This is a genomic window from Actinoplanes sp. L3-i22 (assembly GCF_019704555.1).
Taxonomy (GTDB): domain Bacteria; phylum Actinomycetota; class Actinomycetes; order Mycobacteriales; family Micromonosporaceae; genus Actinoplanes.
The window spans coordinates 5,577,266-5,595,501 of sequence record NZ_AP024745.1; the positions used below are offsets into that span (position 1 = coordinate 5,577,266).

Below are 18,236 nucleotides of genomic sequence, written 5' to 3' on the forward strand. Positions count from 1 at the left end.
CTAGGCCACCAGGAACTTGCCGGACATGAAGACGATCAGGAAGGCCGCGTGCAGGGACGCGCCCAGCACCAGCACCGCCCGGTCGACCGCCGGACGCTCGCCCATCCGGGCCAGCACCAGCAGCACGGCGACCGCCTCCATCGCGTATCGGGCCGCGGACTGCATGGCGCGGCCGCCGACCTCGGTCGACATCAGCAGCACCAGCGTCAGCCCGGCCTGCACGACCAGATACACCTGATCGCGCCGGAACCGCCACGGTCCGGCCACCGCGAGCACCAGCAGCACCACCGCGACCAGCGTGGTGCCGGCGTCCACCACCGCGCCCAGGGTGACCGGGTCCAGCAGGCCGTGCCCGCCGGCCTGCTGCCACGCGGTGATCCACGCGCCGCCCGGGACCGTGTACCGCCGTCCCCACTGGTCCTGGGCGACGCTGAACGCCAGCGGGCTGCCCAGCTCCACCGCGCAGTACCAGGCGTAGGCGACCAGCCCCAGCGGCACCAGCGCCACCCCGAGCAGGTCGGCCCGGACCCGCCGCGGCTGCCAGCCGACCTGCCGCAGGTACTCGACCGCCAGCGGCGCCATCAGCACCAGCCCGAACAGCCGGGTCGCCGACGACAGCGCGCCCAGCGCACCCGCGAGCCACCAGTGCCCGCGCCGGCCGGCGTACAGCGCACCCACCGCCAGCAGCAGGAACAGCGACTCGTTGTACCCGATGAACAGGAAGAACCCCATCGGGAACGCGGCCAGGTACCAGGTCGCACGCCCGGCCACCCGCGCCCCGAACTCGTGCTCGGCCAGCCGGTGCACCACCGCCAGGGCGCCCAGCGTCGCGGCGTTCGCGACGACCAGCGCGGCGACCACCCCGCCCCCGGCCAGGTGGATCAGCAGCGGGAACAGCGGGAAGAAGGCGGGGAACCCGGGTCCCAGGTGGTAGCCGCTCGCCGCGATCCGCACGTAGTGGCCGGCGTCCCAGTTGTTCCACGCCAGGATCATCGGCGTCGCGTCGCCGCGCGGCAGCCGGGCCAGCGCGCTCACCGCCAGCTGGGCCGCGGCGAAGACCGCCCACACGGTCGCGGCCGCGCGCAGGGCCGCCCGCCAGGGACTTCTCTCCGGTACGGCGATCAGCCGCCCGGCGACCTCCGGGGCGATCAGAGTCGACACAGGGCATCCTCGGCCGGCTCGGCGTCGGTGGCGGAGTCGAACGCCACGACGTACGCGGGCCGGCCCTGCAACGACGTGAAGATCCGGGCCACGTACTCGCCGAGCAACCCCAGGCAGAGCAGCTGCAACGCACCCAGGAACAGCAGTGCCACGAGCAGCGACGTCCAGCCGGGCACGGTGGTGCCGGACAGGTGGGCGGTCACGCCGGCGCCGGCCAGCACCGCGCAGATCCCGATGCCGATCAGGCCCAGCCAGGTCGCGACCCGCAGCGGCGCGGCCGAGAACCCGACGATGCTGTCCAGCGCCAGCCGGATCATCTTGGCCACCGGATACTTCGAGCGCCCCGCGGCCCGCGGCGCCCGGGTGTAGGTGATCTCCCCGCTGGGCAGCCCCAGCCACGGCACCAGCAGGCGATACACCGGCAGATGCTCGGGCAGCGCGACCAGGGCGTCGACGGCGGTCCGGCTCAACAGCCGGAAGTCGCCGGCATGGCGCGGGATCGCGGCGCCGGCCATCCGCTGGATCAGCCGGTAGTACAGGCTCGCGGTCCACCGCTTGAACACACTGTCGCTGCTGCGGTCGGCGCGCACACCGTGCACGACGTCCAGACCCTCGCGCTGCGCCAGCCGCAGCATGTCGCCGATCACCTCGGGCGGATCCTGCAGGTCCACGTCGATGCTGACCAGGTACTGCCCGCGGGCGCGGCGCAGGCCGGCGGCGAGCGCGCTCTGGTGCCCGCTGTTGCGCCGCAGCCGCACCACCCGCAGTTGCGGCCAGCGGCGGCGCAGCAGCCCGAGCACCACCGGGGTGGCATCCCGGCTGCCGTCGTCGACGGCGACCACCTCGTACGTCAGACCCAGCTCGTCGAGCACCGGCCGGATCCGTTCCACGAACAGCGGCAGCACATCCTGCTCGTTGAAGACCGGCACGACCACACTCAGCCGCGGCACCTCGGTATTCATCATGGCTCCCCTCGTGATCTTTACCGCGGGGATGCTGGCCGAGGCGCCGGACCCATCGGGCGGGTCCGGGCCGGGGCTGGCACGTTCATGGGAGATCCACAGGTGATTCGAGGAGTGATGCCTCTCAGTTACCGGCGTCGTGCAACCAAATGCGTGCCCCGGTCGTCGACGCTGTCCGGTCAGGACGCTCGGACGACGGCACTCCGCGCGGTGCGGCTGTCGGTCGGGTGGAGCGCCCACCGCCGGGCCTCGCGGGCCAGGTCGAGAAACGCCGGGACGCCGGTCCCCGCCACCAGCGCCCGGATCTGCCAGATACCAATCAAAAACAGACAAAGACCGATTTAGACGTACGGCCGTCCGCACGGCACCCCAGGTCACCATGTCGCCGGCGCGTCCCGGGCGTGGCCCGTTCCCGTGTTCAGCAGCCGGATCGTCAGCGCGGTGCCCAGCGCCAGACACCACGCCGTGGTCGTCCAAAAGGTACGGGGCGGCCGGGTTCGGCGCTGCCCGGTCCGGTCGGACCGGGCAGCATCGTGATCAGAGCGGCAGCCAGAGGGCGAGCACGTTCGGCGGCTCCCAGCTGACGATCGAGGTGTGGGCCTGGCGGCACTGGTAGCGCTTGCCGTTGTAGGTGACGATCTGGCCGACCTTGTACGCCACGCCGGGCGCCCACGCGGTGCCGGCCGGGGTGGAGACCGACGGCGACGGCGAGGACGGGGTGGACGGTGACGCCGACGGGGTGGACGGGCTCGGCGACGAGGGGCTCGGGCTGCCCGGGGTGCTGGTCCCGCCGGAGGTGAAGCCCTGCATCAGCTTGCTGAACTGCCAGGTCGACTGCGCGACGCCGGAGCAGTTGCGCTCGCCCGGGGCCTGGCCGGCACAGCCGCCGTTGTCCCGCTGCAGCGCCCAGAACGACAGGGAGCCGATGCCCTTGGCCTTCGCCCAGTTGGTCGCCGTGGTCGCGTTGGCCAGGGTGAACACCTCGGCGTTGAGGTTGCCGGTGTCGTTGGCGTAGTCGTCCTGGCCGTTCATCTCGATGATCCCGACCATGTTCCAGTACTGCGCGTCGGTCTTCCCCGGCCACACGCCCTTGAGCTGGTTGAACAGCCCGGTCGCGGCGGTCTGGGTGGCGGCCGCCATGTCGTGCGTGACCCCGTCGTAGTAGTCGAACGTCATGATGTTGACGATGTCGATCCGGGCCTTGTTCAGGGCCGCGTTCTGCAGCACCGCCAGGCCGTTGGACTCCAGCCCGTTCGGGGTGGTCGGCAGGGTGTAGGTGAACTGCACGAGCCGGCCGTTGGCCGCGGCCCAGTCCTCCACCTTCTTGATCGCCTTGTTGCGGCGGTCGATGCCGTCGGCCCGGCTCAGCGAGTTGTCCTCGATGTCGAGGTCGATGCGGGTCACGTCGTACGTCGTGACGACCCGCTCGAACTCGGCGGCGATCGCGTCCACACTGCTGCACGAGTCGGCCAGCTCGGTGCCGGTGTTGTCGGCCGCGTAGCCACCGAACGACGGGATGACGTCGCCGCCGCGGGCGCGAATGGCGGCGATGTCCGAGCCGTAGGTCGCCGAGGAGATCGCGGTGTCGCCGTTCCACAGCGCGGTGCAGGATCCGGCGCTCGCGGTCTGGGCGAACGCCAGGGTCAGGAAGTTGTTGCCGGACTGCTGCGACAGTGCGTTGAGGCTGTCGCCGTTGTAGGCCTCGAAGTAGGGCGCGAAGACGTGGGCGGGGATACGGGAGGTGGTCGCGGCCTGGGCGACGGGGGCCAGCGCGACGAAACCGGCCGCTCCCACGACAGCCGCGGCGACGGCCGCGAGGGCAGCTGAGCGTGTGCGACGCATGGATCTCCTCTAAAAAGGCAATGGTTAGTTAACTTGCCTAATAGAAGAGGTTCGCCAGTATCGATGTCAAGAGTTCGATCGGGATCAGTCGACGGCGACCAGTGAACAGATCCGGGCCAGCTCGGCCGGCTGAGCCAGGTGCGGGAAGTGGCCACCACCGGACAGAACCTCGACCCGGGCCGACGGTACGAGTTCGGTCAGCCACGTCGTGAAGGCCGGATCGGGCTCCGAACCGGACACGTAGACGTACGCGATGTCGTGCTCGGCGATGAAACGCAGCTCGTGTTCACGCTGCGCGGCGAGCTGCCCGGCCGCGGACGACATGATCTCCTCCCAGTACCCGAGCAGCAGGTCCGGCCGGGGCGTGGTCCGGGTCCGGACCAGCTCCCGGGCGTCGGCCGGCAACTGGTCGATCCCCATGCCGCCCAGCAGCCGGTCCCAGATCTGCCGCCAGTCCGGACCGCTGAGCACCGGCCACACCTGCTTGACCAGGCCCTCGAAACCACCCGGCCGCAGCGGCTGATCCACGTTGAGCACCGCGCGCGCCGGGTACCGGGCGGCGTAGATCGTCGCCAGCACCGCGCCCAGCGAGTGTCCGACCAGCACGGGAGCCCGCAGGCCGGCGGCGGTCACCGCGTCGTGGACCGCGTCCACGACCGCACCGGAACGGTAGGTCGCGGACCGCGGCGATTCGCCGTGCCCGGGCAGGTCGACGGCCAGGACGCGACGGCCCGGGTCGATCCGGTCGAGCTCACGCAGCAATGGCTGCCACTGCGTACGGTCGTAGGTCAGGCCGTGCAGCAGCACCAGCGGAGCCCGGTCGTCGGTGCTGCCGTGGTCGTCGAGGGCCAGGTTGTCGATCGAGGTCATGCCCCTGACGGGTAACCGCGGGGCGTACAACATGTTCGTGACGGCCGTCTCAGCTCAGCCGCCAGCCGGGCGGCCCGTCCGGCATCGGCCGGTACTCGAACATCCGGCCGGTCCGCAGCGAGGCACTCAGATGGGCGCCGGCCAGCGGCGCGACCCGCTCGATCCGCCGTACCGTCGCCCGCAGCGCCCGGGTGGCGTTGACCCGGGCGCGTTCGGCCTCGTCGGAGACGGTCCGGGCCCGGCCGCCGGTCCCGGTCGCGCGGCGCAGCTCGGCCACCAGGGCGCCCCGCTCGGCCTGCGCCGCCGCACCACCGTCCGGATCACCGGCGCGGTCGGCCGCGGCCAACCGCTGATCGATCTCGGTCAGCCGGCGCCGGTAGGCCCGGCGGGCGGTCTCGTCCAGCACCGGCCCGGCGGCCGGTACCCGCAGCCCGGCCCCGCCCGCGACCAGGTCCAGCGCGGCGATCTCCGAACCGGGCGCGGCCAGCAGGGTACGCAGAAAGCCGACGCCCCGAGCGTCCCGGAGGCCGGCACTCTCGGTCCCGGCGGTCAGCTGCCAGCCGTCGCCGTCCCGGATCAGTCCCCAGCGCCCGTCGGCCGGGGCCGGCCCCATGCCCAGGCGCCGGGTGATCTCCCGGGCCCGGGCCCGGTCCCGCTCGGCCCGGTCGCGGTCCGGCAGCACCGCGGCCCGCGCGGCCAGCGTCGCGGCGAGCCACGGCAGTGCGCCGATGCGCTGTTCCGACTCGACCGCGCGGTCGAACCAGGACACCGCGAGGTCGTGGCGCCCCAGCCGGGCGGCGAGCCGGCCCAGGTAGTCGTCGACCGGCCCGGTGAGCGCGTTGGCGCCACCCCAGGTGACGAGCCGGCCCTGGTAGGGGAGCAGCGCGTCGTACAGGGCCTGGGCGGCGGCCGGATCCCCGGAGCGGGCCGCGACCGCCGCGAGGTCGGCCACCGCGCCCAGCCAGCGCGGACCCGAACCGGCCAGCACCGCGGGCAGCAAGCGGTCCAGTTCCAGGCCGGCCTCGGCGTCGCGGCCGAGCTCGGCCAGGACCCGGGCCGCGCTCGCCTCGAAGAAGTGCCCCGGCAGCCGGCGGGCCAGTTCCAGCAGGCCCTCGGGCTCGGCGTCGGCGGGCCGGCGCAGCAGCGCCACCCGGCCCCGCAGCGACGCGACCAGGCGATCAGTGTCCGCGATCCCGGCCCGCCGCCCGCGGACCGCGACCCGGTCGGCCAGGCGCAACGCCGGCTCGAAGCGCCCGCGGACGGTGGCGAGCATGGCCTGCCGGGTGTCCACGACGACCGCGGCCTCGGCGTCGCCGGCGAGTTCACCGGCGCGGGCGTACGCGGTCAAGGCCGCTTCCGCGTGGTCGAGCCGGCCGAGCTCGGCCCAGGCGACGAAGCTCCAGAACAGTCCGCGCCGTTCGGTCCCGGCGTCACCCGCCGTCCGGGCCAGGTCCACGATCTCGACGGCGGTGGCCAGCCGCTCGTGGGCGGCGGCCGGATCCCACAGCGCGTGCAGCCGGTGGTCGAGCACCTCGGCGAGCACCGCGGGGTCGCCGTGGTCGCGGGCCACCGTCAGCGCCTCGTCCACCAGCTCCTGCCGCCGTCGCGCCGCCGACTGGTCGCCCAGCAACTCCCGGGCGAGCCGGGCCCGGAGCCGGGCCCCGGTGCCGGGATCGCCCGGGCGCCGGACGGCCTCCTCGAGCAGCCGCAGCAGGCCGGCGTCGAGTTGCAGGATTTCGGCGCGGGACGGCAGCGCCAGGGCCAGCTCGACGACCGGGTCGGCCTGCGGCGCCAGCCCCGCGACGTCGGCCGCGTGGGCGAGCGCGGGGCCGGGCAGGCCGCCGGAGACCAGCCACAGGGCGTGGACGCCGGCCGGGCTCAGCGCCGGGAACAGGTCGGCGAGATCCGGCTCCGGCAGTCCGGTCAGGCGCAGCTCCGGCGGCAGGCCCAGCGGCTCGCGGGCCGTCGCCAGGATCGCGGCCGAATCGCTCGCGGCCCCGGCGATCAGGTTCTCGTCGGCGTCCTCGAGCACGATCAGCCGTGGCCCGCGGAAGCCGTCCGCGGGCTCGACCGGGATTCCGCGGGCCGTGGCCTCGGCGGCGGCGAACCGGGCCAGCGTCGTCTTGCCGGCCCCCGCCGGTCCGGTCAGGACCAGGTGCCCGCCGATGCCGGCCGCGGCCCGATCGAGCAGTTGCAGCACCGCTGCCTGTTCCCGTCGTCGCCCGACGATTCGCACCGGCCCGTCCTTTGCTCGCGTGGCATCAGGGTAGAGATCCGCCACACGGCTGGTCGGAGGTGGCCGCGCCGGCGTCGAACCTGAGACTTCTTGCGGAGAAAATCTGAGTTGGTCGGGGAGAAAATCTATGTCGGTCGGACTAGACATTCTCGTGGAGGCGGGCTAACGTTCTTCTTGTTGAGAGCGAAGATCTGTGAACCACGCAGACGAAGACCTGTCGGACGTCAAGCAGGGCCCGGATTGTTCGTGGCTCGTTCGGCATCGCGGTGGAGCGCATTGCTTCACCCGGTCAGGCACGGCAAGACCTTGACGAAATTCCAGGTCAGGGCACCCAGGCAGGGCTGATGCACGTTCGGGGCCCGGCCTGGTGAAGGAAGATCTGCCGCACGTGTGCGGGGCCATGGAGTTGGCGTGGGGCTCCGTCACCGGCAGGTGGCACGACAGGTAATGCAAGCAGAGGAAAGGGAGGGTTCGCCACCGTTGGATCGCCCGCTGCGAGGACGCTTTCCGGTTCTCGGCGGACACCGCAGTTTCCACTGAACGAGAGGTGGTCTTCGGTCACGCTTACGCGATCCTCGCGCCGCAAGCCGCTGAAATCGGCGGCCGGTGTGGACACGACAAGCCGACGAACGCGTCGGTCGATGGTGTAGTCAACTCGTAAAATCCCGGGCCCCGGCGCATCCGCGCCGGGGCCCTCGTCCTGTCCGCACCAGCCGGCCCGTCTCCGCGCCGGCAGGGCGGCCACGCGTGCCGCGACGAGCGCGTGAGAATCCGGCCGATCAGTACTTGGTGTACTTGGCCCAGTCGTAACCGGCGGTCAGCCGGCCCGGGTAGGTGAACGGCTGCAGCCAGCTGTCGACCCCGATGCCGGGCCAGAGGTTCATCATGATCCGCTGCGGGTGGGTGGGCAGCGGCCCGCGCGAGCCGTTCTCCTGGTGGACGAGCGCGCCGTCGACGAACCAGTTGATGGTGCCGCCGTTCCACCACTCGAAGGCGTAGTTGTGATACCCGGCCGCGGCGTCGAAGCCCAGGTTGATCACGCTCTCGTGGCCGCCGACACCGTTGGTGAAGTAGTTGACCTGCATCTGGGTGGTGTTCTTGCCGAGAATCTCGACGTCGATCTCGTCCCAGGGCTGGTTGTCGCTCGGCCCGGTGTAGGTGAAGAACGAGGTCACGGTGCCCGGGTTCTTGACGGCTTTCAGGCGCGCCTCGAAGCGGCCGTACGAGTACAGGTCGGTGGTGCGGTACTCGCCCGAGGCGTACGGCTTGCCGGAGCACCCGCCCGGGCAGGGCTGGTTGTCCAGGTTGAGACTCATCACGCCGCCGCCGACCACGGCGTGGTCGGCCCGCCAGCCGACGTTGAACATGCTCCCGTTGCTGTAGCCGTCGGCCTTGTACCAGCGGCCGGTGTTGAAGCTGTCGAAGTTGTCGGTGAAGCTGCCGCCGATGGCGGCCTGGGCCGGCATCGCGGCCGGGCCGGTCAGGGCGGTGACCAGGCCGAGGGTGGCGCCGGCGAGCGCCGTCCAAGCGCGGGTTCGGGGGATGGACACAGCTGTCTCCAGTTCTGTGGGGGGAGAATTGGAAGCGCTTCCAATCAGCGATGCAGCTACATCGATGACGAGCTTGTAACCCGACGGCAACAAATGTCAAGCGCAGCCGAGGTAGTGGGATCTCGCCCTTTACATCGATGGAGGCGAGTTCTACCTTGTCACCGGAAGCGCTCCCAATTTCAGGAGAGAGCGCTCTCACGGCGATTCGGGAGGCAGTATGCGCAGGCGAGCACTACTGGGTTCGGCGGCGGCAGCGGTGGCCCTGGCGGTGGCCGACCCCGGGGCCGCCCACGCCGCCGGCCGTCAGAACGCCCGGCACCTGGGCATGTTCCGCGACGGCGACCCGACCGCGATCGCCGCCGAGACCGGCCGCCTCTACGGGGTCACGCCCTCCAGCGTGATGTGGTTCGACAGCTGGGCGAGCGGGCAGGCGTTCCCGGTCGAGCAGGCCCGGCTGCTGTGGCGGCGCGGCATCATGCCGCACTACACCTGGGAGCCCTGGAACACCGCCCTCGGCCCGGCCGACCCCGCCCAGATCCACCTCGCCGACGTCATCGGCGGCGCCTGGGACGGTTACATCAAGGCCCGGGCCAGGGAGTTCGCCGCCGTGCGAGAGCCGATCCTGGTCCGCTGGGGACACGAGTTCAACGGCAACTGGTACCCGTGGGGCATCGCCAACAACAACAACGACCCTTCGCTGTACGTACGTGCGTACCGGCACGTGCATGACCTCGCCCGGGCGGCCGGGGCGCGGAACGTGCAGTGGGTCTGGGCGTTCAACAACGGGTCGTCGCCGGACGAGCCCTACAACGATCCGGCCGCCGCCTACCCGGGCGACGCGTACGTCGACTGGGTCGGGATCGACGGCTACAACTGGGGCTTCGGCCCGTCCTGGGATCCGGCCGGCGACCACTGGACGAGCTTCGACGCGACGTTCGCCACGGCGTACGCCAAAGCTCGGGTTGTCGCTCCTGATCGTCCGGTGATGCTCGGTGAGTTCGCGTCGACCGAGGACGGCGGGGACAAGGCGCAGTGGATCGAGCAGATGGACGCGATGCTGCGCTCGGGCGCCTATCCCGACCTGCGACTGCTGACCTACTTCGACGTGATCAAGGAAGAGCCCTGGTCGCCGGGCTCCTCGCCGGCCGCGCTCGCCGCGTTCACCCGCTGGGTCAACCGCGGATACATGCACGGGCGCGGTCACGAGCTGGCCCGGATCGCCTGTCGATGACGGTCAGGCCGACTCGCGCACGATCAATCTCGTCGGCAGGATGAACGGTTCCGGCTTCGCGCCGTCCAGCAGGTCGACGAGCATCCGGGCGGCTTCCCGGCCCAGCGCCTGCACCGGCTGGTAGACGGTGGTCAGCTTGGGATCGGTGTGCATCGCGATGGGCTGATCGTCGAAACCCACCACGGCCACGTCCCCGGGCACCGAACGGCCGGCGTCCCGCAGCACCCGCAGGGCCCCGGCCGCCATGTTGTCGTTCGCGGCGACCACGGCGTCCAGGTCCGGATGCGTGCTCAGCAGCGCGCGCATCGCCGTGGCGCCGCCGTCCTGCAGGAAGTCGCCGGGCTCGATCGCGTACGGCGCGAGCCCGGCGAGCAGCAGCGCCTCGGTGAACCCGCGACGACGTTCCCGGCCGACCGAGGTGTCCTCCGGCCCGGTGATCATCACGATCCGCCGGCGGCCACCGCGGAGCAGGTGCTCGGTCGCCGCCCGCGAGCCGCCGGCGTTGTCGACCTCGACGTAGCTGGGCGGCGTCCCGTTCAGCGGCAGCCCGACGAAGACGGTCGGCAGCCCGGACCGCTCGGCGATGGTGATCAGTGGGTCGTCGCCGCGCATCGCCACCAGCATCACCCCGTCGGCGCCCCGGGTCTGCAGGAAGTCCCGCAGCCGCTGCCGGCCGTGGGTGGGGGTGGCCAGGCTGAGCATCAGGTGCAGCGGGGTCTTCTCCAGGGTGGCCGACGCCCCGACGATGATCTGCGCGAAGAACGGGTCCGCGAACACCTCGGGCCCGTCCCCGGAGACCACCAGCACCACCACGCCGGACTGGCGGGTGACCAGCGACCGGGCCGCCCGGTTCGGGGTGTACCCGAGCTCGCGGATGGCCTTCTCGACCGCGTCCCGCTTGGCCCGGCTGACGTGCGGGCCGTTGTTGACCACCCGGGAGACGACGGTCCGGGACACGCCCGCCCGCGCGGCGACCTCGTCGAGCGTGGGTGGCCGGGACTCGGCGGACGACGGCACTCGTGGCCCCCTCGCGCTCGACCCGGCGACCGGCGGCACTCCGGCGCCCGGTCTCCGGCGATCCTAAGTAGCCGCGCCACCACATGCAAAGCTGACACCCTCGGGGCTCGGCGGGCGAAGGGCGGGCCAGGACAAGGTCGGTCGGTAGGCCGGACCGCTCCGGGCCGGCTCGTCACCGGGTGGTGGCGTTCGGGCCGGCGTCCGGTGGGGTGGATCCGTCGACGGCGGCCTGGGCGAGCAGATCGCCCAGCAGCGGCGCGAACTTCATCAGGTTCTCGCCGTGTAGAGCGAGGACCCGCCCCTGGCGTACGAACTGCAGACCGTCCCCGAGATCAGGATTGTGTGTGCAGTAGACGGTGGCGACCGGCCGGGGCTCGACGAACGGCAGGTGCTCGGCGGCGTAGGCGGTCAGGGCCCGCACCGACGCCTGCTCGGCGGCCGGCCGGCCGTTCGCCCAGTGGACCAGCTCGCCGGCCACGTCGCCGCCGACCGCCCAGGTGCCGGCGGCGGCCAGGTGCTGGTAGGTGCCGAGCACGCCGTCCGCCTCCTCGGTGATCCAGCACTGCAACGGCTCCGGGGCACCCGGCCGGATCGGGAAGCTGACCCGCAGGTGGTGTTCGAGGGCGGCCGGGACGTCGAGACCGGTGCCGGCGGCGAGGCCGGGGGTGCCCGCGCCCGCGCAGAGCACGACCGTGTCGAACGTGTCGGACTCGGGGCCGGACCTCACCCGTACGGCGGAAGGGGTTTGCTCGACGGCCTCGACCCGGGCGGACCGCAAGTGATCGCCGATCGCCTCGACCAGGAAAGCTCGGATCCGGTCGACCCGGATCACGCCGCCGCTCGGGTCGAGCAGCGCCGGACCTGCGAACGTGGGGGAGGGCAGGCGCAGCCGGGGCGATCCGGGCTCGACCAGCTCGTGGGGCGCGCCGGCCGCGGCCATCGCGTCCGCCCACCGGCCGGCGCCGGCGCCGCTGACCACCGTGCCGACCGGCTCGACCAGGGTGGTGCCGGCCCGCTCGCGCCAACCGCTGAACAGCGACCGGGAGCGGGCGGCCAGCTCGACCATGTCCGGGAAGAGGTGCGCCAGCCGGAAGATCCGGGTGTCGCCGGCGGACCGCTCGCCCATCGGCGCACCGGCCTCGTAACAGACGACGTCGACGCCCCGCCGGAGCAACGCCACACTCGTCGACAGCCCGACGACACCGGCACCGATCACCGCGACCCTCATGCCGGCGACGCTATCAGCGGCGCGTCAGGCGAGGGCGGCGACCAGTAGGGCGAAGGCGCCGATGATGATCGCGATGCGGCCGTAGTGGAACCGGTCCCAGCGGATCATCTGCTGCTTCCAGTCGGCCGGCCGGGTCTCCGGGGTCCAGGTCTTGCTGCGGTTGTTGATCGGGACGAGCAGCGCGATCGACATGATCACGCTGAGCAGCAGCAGGCCGCCGGCGACGACCACCAGACCGGTGCCCTGGTCGTGCCGTCCGGCGACGGCCCACACCGTGACCAGGGCGAGCGAGCCGAGGTACCAGAACGGCATCACCGCGCCGAGCATCCGGCCGCCGTGGGCGCGGCCGAGGACCAGGCTCTCGTCGGGAAGGGCGTTGAGGATCGGGTTGATGACGAAGGCGACGGAGAACTCGACACCCACCATCACGCCGACGACCACGGTGGTGAACACCTGGAGTGCGTTGAGCATGGTGACCGCTCCTAAATATCTAGCATTGATAGCTGTCATGGCAACGCTAGCTCTACTGTCGCTCGGTTGTCTAGCGGTGCTAGGATTTCTTCATGCCGATACCGGAACGCAAGGAGCGCGAACGGGCCGACCGCGAGCGCCTGATCGTGGCGACCGCCCGCGAGCTCGCCGAGCAGCAGGGCTGGGACGCGGTCACCACCCGCCGGCTCGCCGAGCGCATCGAGTACAGCCAGCCCGTGCTCTACAGCCACTTCCGGGGCAAGCGCGAGATCATCGGCGCGGTCGCCCTGCAGGGTGCCGCCGAGATGGCCGTCGCGCTGCGCGCCGCGACCTCCGCCGCGGCGGGGCCGCGCGACCGGGTCCTCGCCCTCGCCCGCGCCTACCTCGACTACGCCGCGCGCAACCCGGCGGTCTACGACGCGATGTTCCAGCTCGACGGCGGCCTGGCGTTCGCGCGGGCGGAGACACCGGAGCCGTTGAAGGACGCTTTCGCCGCGCTGCTGGAGAGTCTCGGTGCGGTCGCCGGCGAGGGCGTGGACCCGGGGCTGTTCACCGAGCTGTTCTGGGCCGGGTTGCACGGGCTGGCGACGCTGACCCGGGCGGGGCGGCTGCCGGCGGCGGACGGCGAGCGGCGGATGGCGCTGCTGGTGGATCGGCTGGCCGTCATTTGAGGCTTTTGGGAACGATGCCCAGCTGAAATCCGGGAACCCTACACCGAGGGTTCAACGATACGGTTCAAGGAATGGACATCCAGGACGTGGCCCGGCCCCTCGACGGCGCCGGCCTCTCGGCATTCCTCCACTCGCTCCCGGCCCGGCCCGACCTGCTCGGCCTGGGCGAGCCGCGGCACTTCGTCGGCGAGCTCGGCGAGGTCCGCAACGACATCTTCCGGCACCTGGTCGAGCACGAGGGCTACCGGTCCCTGGCGGTCGAGAGCGACTGCCTGCTCGGCACGATCGTCGACGACTACGTCACGACCGGGGCGGGCACCCTCGACGACGTGCTGGAGCGCGGCTTCAGCCACCGGTTCGGCACCGCCCCGGGCAACCGCGAGCTGGTGCGCTGGATGCGGGCGTACAACCAGGACCACGACGGCGAGCTGCGGTTCTTCGGCTTCGACGGCCCGCTGGAATACTGGGCGGCGAGCCCGCGGGAGGCGTTGACCGCCCTCTACGACCTCCTCGACGACCCGCCGGGCACCCGGGAGAGCCTCGACGCGCTGCTCGGCCCGGACGAGCGCTGGTCGGATCCGGCCACGGTGATGGACCCGGCCCGGTCGATCGGGCAGTCCGCCGACGCGCGGCGGCTGCGGGTGCTCGCCGACGACCTGCTGGCGCTGCTGGACACCCAGTTGCCCGGGCTGAGCGCGCGGGATCGGGAACGGGCGCGGCGCTACGGCCGTACCGCCGTCGGCCTGCTCCGCTACCACCACTGGATGGCCGACACGTCCCCCGCCCGGATCTCGCGGCTGTCCGGGTTGCGGGACGCGATGATGGCCGCGAACCTGCTCGCGGTGGCCGAGCACGGTCCGGCCCTGGTCTTCACCCACAACCTGCACCTGCAGCGCCGGCAGAGCGTCATGTCGCTCGGCGAGCACGAGGTCCGGATGTGGAGCGCCGGAGCGATCCTGTCGGCCCGCCTGGGCGACCGGTTCGCGTTCCTGGCCACCGCGTTCGGCACCGTCGGTGACGACGTCCCGCCGGGCGACACGGTCGAGGGCCTGCTGGCCACGCTGCCGTGGGACACCGCGCTGGTCGACACGCACCGCCTGGCTCCGGAGGTCGCCGGCACCGCCGCACGGGTGTCGGCGGACTTCGCCTACTTCCCGCTCGACCCGGCCCACCTGGACACGATCGACGGCATCGTCTTCCTCAAACACGCCCGGGACGTGCGCGAACTCAACGGATAAACCATTTCACGAGCAAAAGACGATTTCGCCGTACGGCGTTCAGCCGCGACCCTCGGTCAGTCCGCGGCCCGGTGCCGGCCGCCGCCGCGCGCTTCGGTGGGTGCGGGCGGGGCCGGGGGCTCGCCCGCGGGGTCGCCCTCGGGGTCGGCCCAGCCCGTCGGGTCGGCCGCGACCTCGGTGCGCAGGTCTCGCAGCCAACCCTCCAGGCCCTCGGGCGCCGCCGCGTCAGCCGGCTGGGCAGGATCCTTGTGCGGTTCCATGTGCTGGCACGCTCCGATCATCCGAGTTGCATCAAGACGATCCGACATTAGTGCTGCCGCGCCAGCGCCTCGGCATTACCGCAATTCCCGGGTGTCGGCCGGCAAACCATTCAGGTCCGCGGTCGTCACTACCGGTCGTCGACGATCCGCCACTCCTGTTCCGGGTGGTTCGCCTCGCAGGTCCACTCGATCGCCTGCTCGCCACCCGCGGTCGCGGCGTTGCCGATCGCCAGGCATTTGCCACTGTGCCGGTTCAACAGCTTGTACACGTTGTAGACGTCGGTGGCGAGCAGGGTCCACTGCTGGTCGGTGTTGCCGGCGCCGTAGGTCCACACGATCGCCGGTTTGGTGGTGGTCGAGGCGCCACTGTTGATGGTCAGCGCCGGCCAGCTCGGGTTCCAGGCGTTCCGGAAGGTCGTGTAGCCGCGGTGGCCTGCGCGGCATCGCCCCCGACCACTGATCCGGCTGTTCCGAGCAGGGCCGCCGCGGCGAACGAAGCGATCCGGCGTACAGGCAAGGCTTCCTCCAGCGGGTCGATCCCGATGATGATCGCCGTGCATGATATCGGCCAGCGCCGATCTACGGGGTGCGCTGTCCCTGACGTTTCAGGCGTGGTGGCCATCGGCCGAGGGGCTGGGCAGCGGCCGGATGTGGGCGCTGCGGCGATGCCGGGACGAGACAAAGAAACCACCACATTCCTCGCGTACGGCGCAGCCGGCGCACGCGGGGATGTGCTCGTTCTTCCAGTCGCTGATCGAGCGCACGGCCATCCGGCGCACCCGGTGGTCCAGCAGGCATAGCTGGTGGTTGTAGATCTGCGTGCGCACCCGGGCGTGTTTGAGCAGCAGGGCCGCCTCGGCCAGCTCGGCGCGGTAGTCGAACGGGTCGACCCACACGTCGTCGAGGTTCGCCCGGGCCAGTCCGGTCACCTCCAGGCCCATCAGGGCGACCTTCTCGACGAAGGGCAGGTTGCGGGCGATGAACTCGGCGATCTCGACGACGGCGGGCGCGGTGTGCTTCTGCAGCACGACCCGGATCTCGACGCGCTGCCGGAGCTCGCCGAGCCGCAGGATCCCGGTGACCGTCTGGTCGAACGCCCCGCTCGCCTGGACGACGAAGTCGTGCAGGGCCGGCTCGGGACCGAACAGCGGTATGCCGGCCATCAACCGCGGGTTGCCGGCCCGGGCGTAGTCGGCGGTGAACCCGGCGTCGGCGAAGCGCCGGCCGTTGGACAGCAGGTGGACCTCGGTGCCGGGCAGCTCGGAGTGGATCAGCCGGAGCAGGGCGAGCAGACCGTCGCCGTACACGGTTGGCTCGCCGCCGGTCAGGCCCAGTTCAGGGGTGTCGGCGGGCAGCATCCGGATCAGCTCGCCGGCGCGGTCGAGGAGGCGGGAGTCGTCGTGCCGTTTCGGCGGCTGGGAGCACATCAGGCAGTAGTTGTCGCAGCGCTCGGTCAGCAGGATGCTGTTGTGCCGCGAGCGCGGCCGCCACATCACCTCGACCCGGTCGCCGGTCGGTGAGACCGCGATGATGTCGCCGGCGCCGAGGTGTCCCAGGTGCGGCGGCAGAACGATCTCGTTGCCGCGCGGGGCGGCGTCGTGGTGAGCGTGCCGCACGCGTAGCCCGGCCGGCCCGTCACCGAGCGTCGCCTCGTCCGGTTGCCGCGCCGGGCCGTCGACCAGGCGCCACAGCTCCCGGCGCAGCGGGCCGTCCAGCGAGGCCGACCGGGCCCGCCCGCGAAGTGCGATCATCGTGCCGCCCAGGCGCGGAACAGCTCTCGGGCATGCGGGTCCGAGGTGTAGCGGTCCAGCAGGAACCGGAAGACGGCCTTGTTGCGCCGGCAGAACGCGGACTCCGGCTTGCGGCCCACCGGATCGCCCGCGGTCGTGTGGTGGAACACCGGGTCGGCCCCGCAGTACCGCTCGAAGGCGCAGTCGCAGCACATCGGCACGCTCCCGGTGTAGGACTCCTCGAGCGGGTCCAGCAGCGCCGCCGACGTCATCAGATCGGCGTACGAGTCCTGCCCGAGCTGCCCGAGCCGGAACGTGAAGTCGCCGGACTCGGCCAGCATCCGGCCCTCGTCGGAGGCGTAGACCGCGCCGTCGTAGTTGTAGACCAGCGCCCCGATGCCGATCCCGGCCGGCGAGGTCAGGTCCACGTAGCCCGGGCTGTCGTTGGTGAGCATCTTCTTCAGCACGATCGCCGAGTACGTCTCCACGACGGGCACGCCGCGCGCGTTGAGTTCGAGGATGTACTCCATGCCCTCGGTGTAGAAGTCGGCCCAGGCGTCGACGTCGTACGCCCGGCGACGACTCAGGCGCCTCGCGAACCCGTACGGCGAGACCGGCCGCAGGAAGATGTGCCGGAAACCGTTCTCCAGATAGCTGTCGATGATCTCGCGGACCCGGCCGAGGCTACCCGCCGTCGTCGTCATCAGCGCGCTGACCCGGTCGTGCCCCAGCTGCTCGCGGATGTGTGCGACCGCGGTCAGCGTCCGCTGCCGGCTGTCCCGCCCGGGGCGCGGCCGGTTCCGGTTGTGCAGATCCTCCGGGCCGTCGAGCGAGGTCGAGAACGACACGTCGTGCCGCTGCGCGAAGGCGAGCACCTCGTCGTCGAGCAGGGCGAGGTTGGAGGCGATGACGAAGGCGAGACGGCGTCCCTCCGTACCGTTGATTCGTTCGGCTTCTTCGACGACGAGCCGGACGGCCGGCATGTTGAGCAGGGGCTCGCCGCCCTGGAATTCGAACTTCAGCCGCGGCGACGGTGACCGGAAGGCCATCGAGACCGCCGCCCGCGCGGTCTCCGGCGTCATGTCGAAGCCGGTGTGCGCCAGGTTCCGCCGCGACACCTGGCAGTAGGCGCAGGAGTGCTCGCACCGCAGCGTGACCACGAACAGATGCAGGCTGGTCGAGTCGGCGAGGCGCTGATGCTGGGTGCGGTACTTGACGGCCAGCAGATCGACCGGCAACTGCTCGCCGGGCAGCCGCACCAGATGCTTGGCGCGCAGGCGCCGGATCAGCGCCGGGTCGGTGAGCCGTCGTTGCGACAGCGCCTCGAATTCCGGGCCGTCGACGAACAGGTGCTCGCCGACCATGTTCGTCAGCAGCACCCGCCCGTCATCCCAGCGCTCGAAGCGCAGCGGCAGGAACTGCAACTGCCGGCCGCCGGCGGTGGCCGCCGGAATCCGATCCCTCATCCGCTGAGCCCCGTCCTCGAGAACGCGACCGCGAGCACCACGTTGCGCACCTGCTCGGTCTCCGCGCGGATCCGCGCCCGCAGTACCTGGTCGAGCACCTCGGCGCGGAAATCGTGCGCCCACCGCGGCGACCACCGGTCCCGGGCGAACAGACGGCAGCTGATCTCGTCGCCGCTGCCGGACACCTCGACGGTGAAGACGTCGCTGAAGCGGTAGGCGGCGCGCTGCACCGCGTCGATCGGGTGGGCGGCCGCGTCGAGAACGATCACGGCGTCGGGTGCGGGCTGGGGTCGGTCGGTCATC

At 71.7% G+C, this 18,236-nt stretch carries 17 protein-coding genes; 3 read left to right on the top strand and 14 right to left on the bottom strand.

Translation table 11 applies throughout. From position 1 onward, the window contains the following. From L3i22_RS24770 to L3i22_RS24795, 6 genes are all read right to left on the bottom strand, one after another. Window positions 1-1,161, bottom strand: a complete 1,161-nt coding sequence (locus L3i22_RS24770) for a mannosyltransferase family protein (protein WP_221329335.1) — start codon at window positions 1,159-1,161, stop codon at window positions 1-3. Continuing rightward, the gene (locus L3i22_RS24775) at window positions 1,149-2,123 is read right to left on the bottom strand and encodes a glycosyltransferase family 2 protein (RefSeq protein WP_221329336.1); all 975 of its coding nucleotides are present in this window, start codon (window positions 2,121-2,123) and stop codon (window positions 1,149-1,151) included. Before L3i22_RS24775 ends, L3i22_RS24770 begins: the two co-directional genes overlap by 13 nt. Window positions 2,124-2,660: 537 nt before the next feature. After that, window positions 2,661-3,965, bottom strand: a complete 1,305-nt coding sequence (locus tag L3i22_RS24780; protein ID WP_221329337.1) for a carbohydrate-binding protein — start codon at window positions 3,963-3,965, stop codon at window positions 2,661-2,663. 84 nt (window positions 3,966-4,049) lie between these two features. Next, on the bottom strand, window positions 4,050-4,835 hold the full coding sequence (locus tag L3i22_RS24785) for an alpha/beta fold hydrolase (protein WP_221329338.1): 786 nt from the start codon (window positions 4,833-4,835) through the stop codon (window positions 4,050-4,052). 49 nt (window positions 4,836-4,884) lie between these two features. Beyond that, on the bottom strand, window positions 4,885-7,071 hold the full coding sequence (locus L3i22_RS24790; protein WP_221329339.1) for an ATP-binding protein: 2,187 nt from the start codon (window positions 7,069-7,071) through the stop codon (window positions 4,885-4,887). A gap of 779 nt (window positions 7,072-7,850) precedes the next feature. Next, the gene (locus L3i22_RS24795) at window positions 7,851-8,621 is read right to left on the bottom strand and encodes a glycoside hydrolase family 16 protein (protein ID WP_221329340.1); all 771 of its coding nucleotides are present in this window, start codon (window positions 8,619-8,621) and stop codon (window positions 7,851-7,853) included. Window positions 8,622-8,838: 217 nt separating this feature from the next. Here L3i22_RS24795 and L3i22_RS24800 point away from each other — a divergent pair, with 217 nt between their 5' ends. Beyond that, the gene (locus L3i22_RS24800; RefSeq protein ID WP_221329341.1) at window positions 8,839-9,852 is read left to right on the top strand and encodes a glycoside hydrolase family 26 protein; all 1,014 of its coding nucleotides are present in this window, start codon (window positions 8,839-8,841) and stop codon (window positions 9,850-9,852) included. A gap of 3 nt (window positions 9,853-9,855) precedes the next feature. Here the strand turns inward: L3i22_RS24800 and L3i22_RS24805 are convergent, their stop codons facing one another. The 3 genes from L3i22_RS24805 to L3i22_RS24815 form a co-directional block, all read right to left on the bottom strand. Continuing rightward, entirely contained in the window at window positions 9,856-10,869 is a 1,014-nt protein-coding gene (locus tag L3i22_RS24805) for a LacI family DNA-binding transcriptional regulator (protein WP_221329342.1), read from the bottom strand. Between the two features lie 172 nt (window positions 10,870-11,041). Next, window positions 11,042-12,097, bottom strand: a complete 1,056-nt coding sequence (locus L3i22_RS24810) for an FAD-binding oxidoreductase (RefSeq protein ID WP_221329343.1) — start codon at window positions 12,095-12,097, stop codon at window positions 11,042-11,044. A gap of 24 nt (window positions 12,098-12,121) precedes the next feature. After that, window positions 12,122-12,568: a DUF1772 domain-containing protein gene (locus tag L3i22_RS24815; RefSeq protein ID WP_221329344.1), complete on the bottom strand. Its 447-nt coding sequence runs from the start codon at window positions 12,566-12,568 to the stop codon at window positions 12,122-12,124. Window positions 12,569-12,660: 92 nt separating this feature from the next. Here L3i22_RS24815 and L3i22_RS24820 point away from each other — a divergent pair, with 92 nt between their 5' ends. Beyond that, window positions 12,661-13,239, top strand: a complete 579-nt coding sequence (locus tag L3i22_RS24820) for a TetR/AcrR family transcriptional regulator (protein WP_221329345.1) — start codon at window positions 12,661-12,663, stop codon at window positions 13,237-13,239. A 71-nt stretch (window positions 13,240-13,310) separates the two neighbouring features. After that, entirely contained in the window at window positions 13,311-14,477 is a 1,167-nt protein-coding gene (locus tag L3i22_RS24825) for an erythromycin esterase family protein (RefSeq protein WP_221329346.1), read from the top strand. 56 nt (window positions 14,478-14,533) lie between these two features. On the opposite strand, the gene L3i22_RS24830 is transcribed toward L3i22_RS24825, so the two are convergent. From L3i22_RS24830 to hxsD, 5 genes are all read right to left on the bottom strand, one after another. Further along, on the bottom strand, window positions 14,534-14,737 hold the full coding sequence (locus L3i22_RS24830) for a hypothetical protein (RefSeq protein ID WP_221329347.1): 204 nt from the start codon (window positions 14,735-14,737) through the stop codon (window positions 14,534-14,536). 128 nt (window positions 14,738-14,865) lie between these two features. Beyond that, window positions 14,866-15,072 carry an RICIN domain-containing protein gene (locus tag L3i22_RS24835; protein WP_221329348.1) on the bottom strand — a complete coding sequence of 69 codons (207 nt, stop codon included), beginning with the start codon at window positions 15,070-15,072 and terminating at the stop codon, window positions 14,866-14,868. A gap of 270 nt (window positions 15,073-15,342) precedes the next feature. Further along, complete coding sequence (gene hxsC, locus L3i22_RS24840) at window positions 15,343-16,488, bottom strand: His-Xaa-Ser system radical SAM maturase HxsC (RefSeq protein ID WP_221329349.1); 1,146 nt, start codon at window positions 16,486-16,488, stop codon at window positions 15,343-15,345. Next, window positions 16,485-17,933 carry a His-Xaa-Ser system radical SAM maturase HxsB gene (hxsB, locus tag L3i22_RS24845; protein ID WP_221329350.1) on the bottom strand — a complete coding sequence of 483 codons (1,449 nt, stop codon included), beginning with the start codon at window positions 17,931-17,933 and terminating at the stop codon, window positions 16,485-16,487. The genes hxsC and hxsB overlap by 4 nt, the downstream gene beginning before the upstream one ends. Then, the gene (hxsD, locus tag L3i22_RS24850) at window positions 17,930-18,235 is read right to left on the bottom strand and encodes a His-Xaa-Ser system protein HxsD (protein ID WP_221329351.1); all 306 of its coding nucleotides are present in this window, start codon (window positions 18,233-18,235) and stop codon (window positions 17,930-17,932) included. Before hxsD ends, hxsB begins: the two co-directional genes overlap by 4 nt. Between the last annotated feature and the right edge of the window lies 1 nt (window position 18,236).

Bases quoted from the DNA above. Each gene is read 5' to 3' on its own strand.
- L3i22_RS24780 (WP_221329337.1), bottom strand. From the start codon at position 3,965: ATGCGTCGCACACGCTCAGCTGCCCTCGCGGCCGTCGCCGCGGCTGTC.
- L3i22_RS24800 (WP_221329341.1), top strand. From the start codon at position 8,839: ATGCGCAGGCGAGCACTACTGGGTTCGGCGGCGGCAGCGGTGGCCCTG.
- L3i22_RS24810 (WP_221329343.1), bottom strand. From the start codon at position 12,097: ATGAGGGTCGCGGTGATCGGTGCCGGTGTCGTCGGGCTGTCGACGAGT.
- L3i22_RS24815 (WP_221329344.1), bottom strand. From the start codon at position 12,568: ATGCTCAACGCACTCCAGGTGTTCACCACCGTGGTCGTCGGCGTGATG.
- L3i22_RS24785 (WP_221329338.1), bottom strand. From the start codon at position 4,835: ATGACCTCGATCGACAACCTGGCCCTCGACGACCACGGCAGCACCGAC.
- L3i22_RS24775 (WP_221329336.1), bottom strand. From the start codon at position 2,123: ATGAATACCGAGGTGCCGCGGCTGAGTGTGGTCGTGCCGGTCTTCAAC.
- hxsB (WP_221329350.1), bottom strand. From the start codon at position 17,933: ATGAGGGATCGGATTCCGGCGGCCACCGCCGGCGGCCGGCAGTTGCAG.
- hxsD (WP_221329351.1), bottom strand. From the start codon at position 18,235: ATGACCGACCGACCCCAGCCCGCACCCGACGCCGTGATCGTTCTCGAC.
- hxsC (WP_221329349.1), bottom strand. From the start codon at position 16,488: ATGATCGCACTTCGCGGGCGGGCCCGGTCGGCCTCGCTGGACGGCCCG.
- L3i22_RS24820 (WP_221329345.1), top strand. From the start codon at position 12,661: ATGCCGATACCGGAACGCAAGGAGCGCGAACGGGCCGACCGCGAGCGC.
- L3i22_RS24825 (WP_221329346.1), top strand. From the start codon at position 13,311: ATGGACATCCAGGACGTGGCCCGGCCCCTCGACGGCGCCGGCCTCTCG.
- L3i22_RS24830 (WP_221329347.1), bottom strand. From the start codon at position 14,737: ATGGAACCGCACAAGGATCCTGCCCAGCCGGCTGACGCGGCGGCGCCC.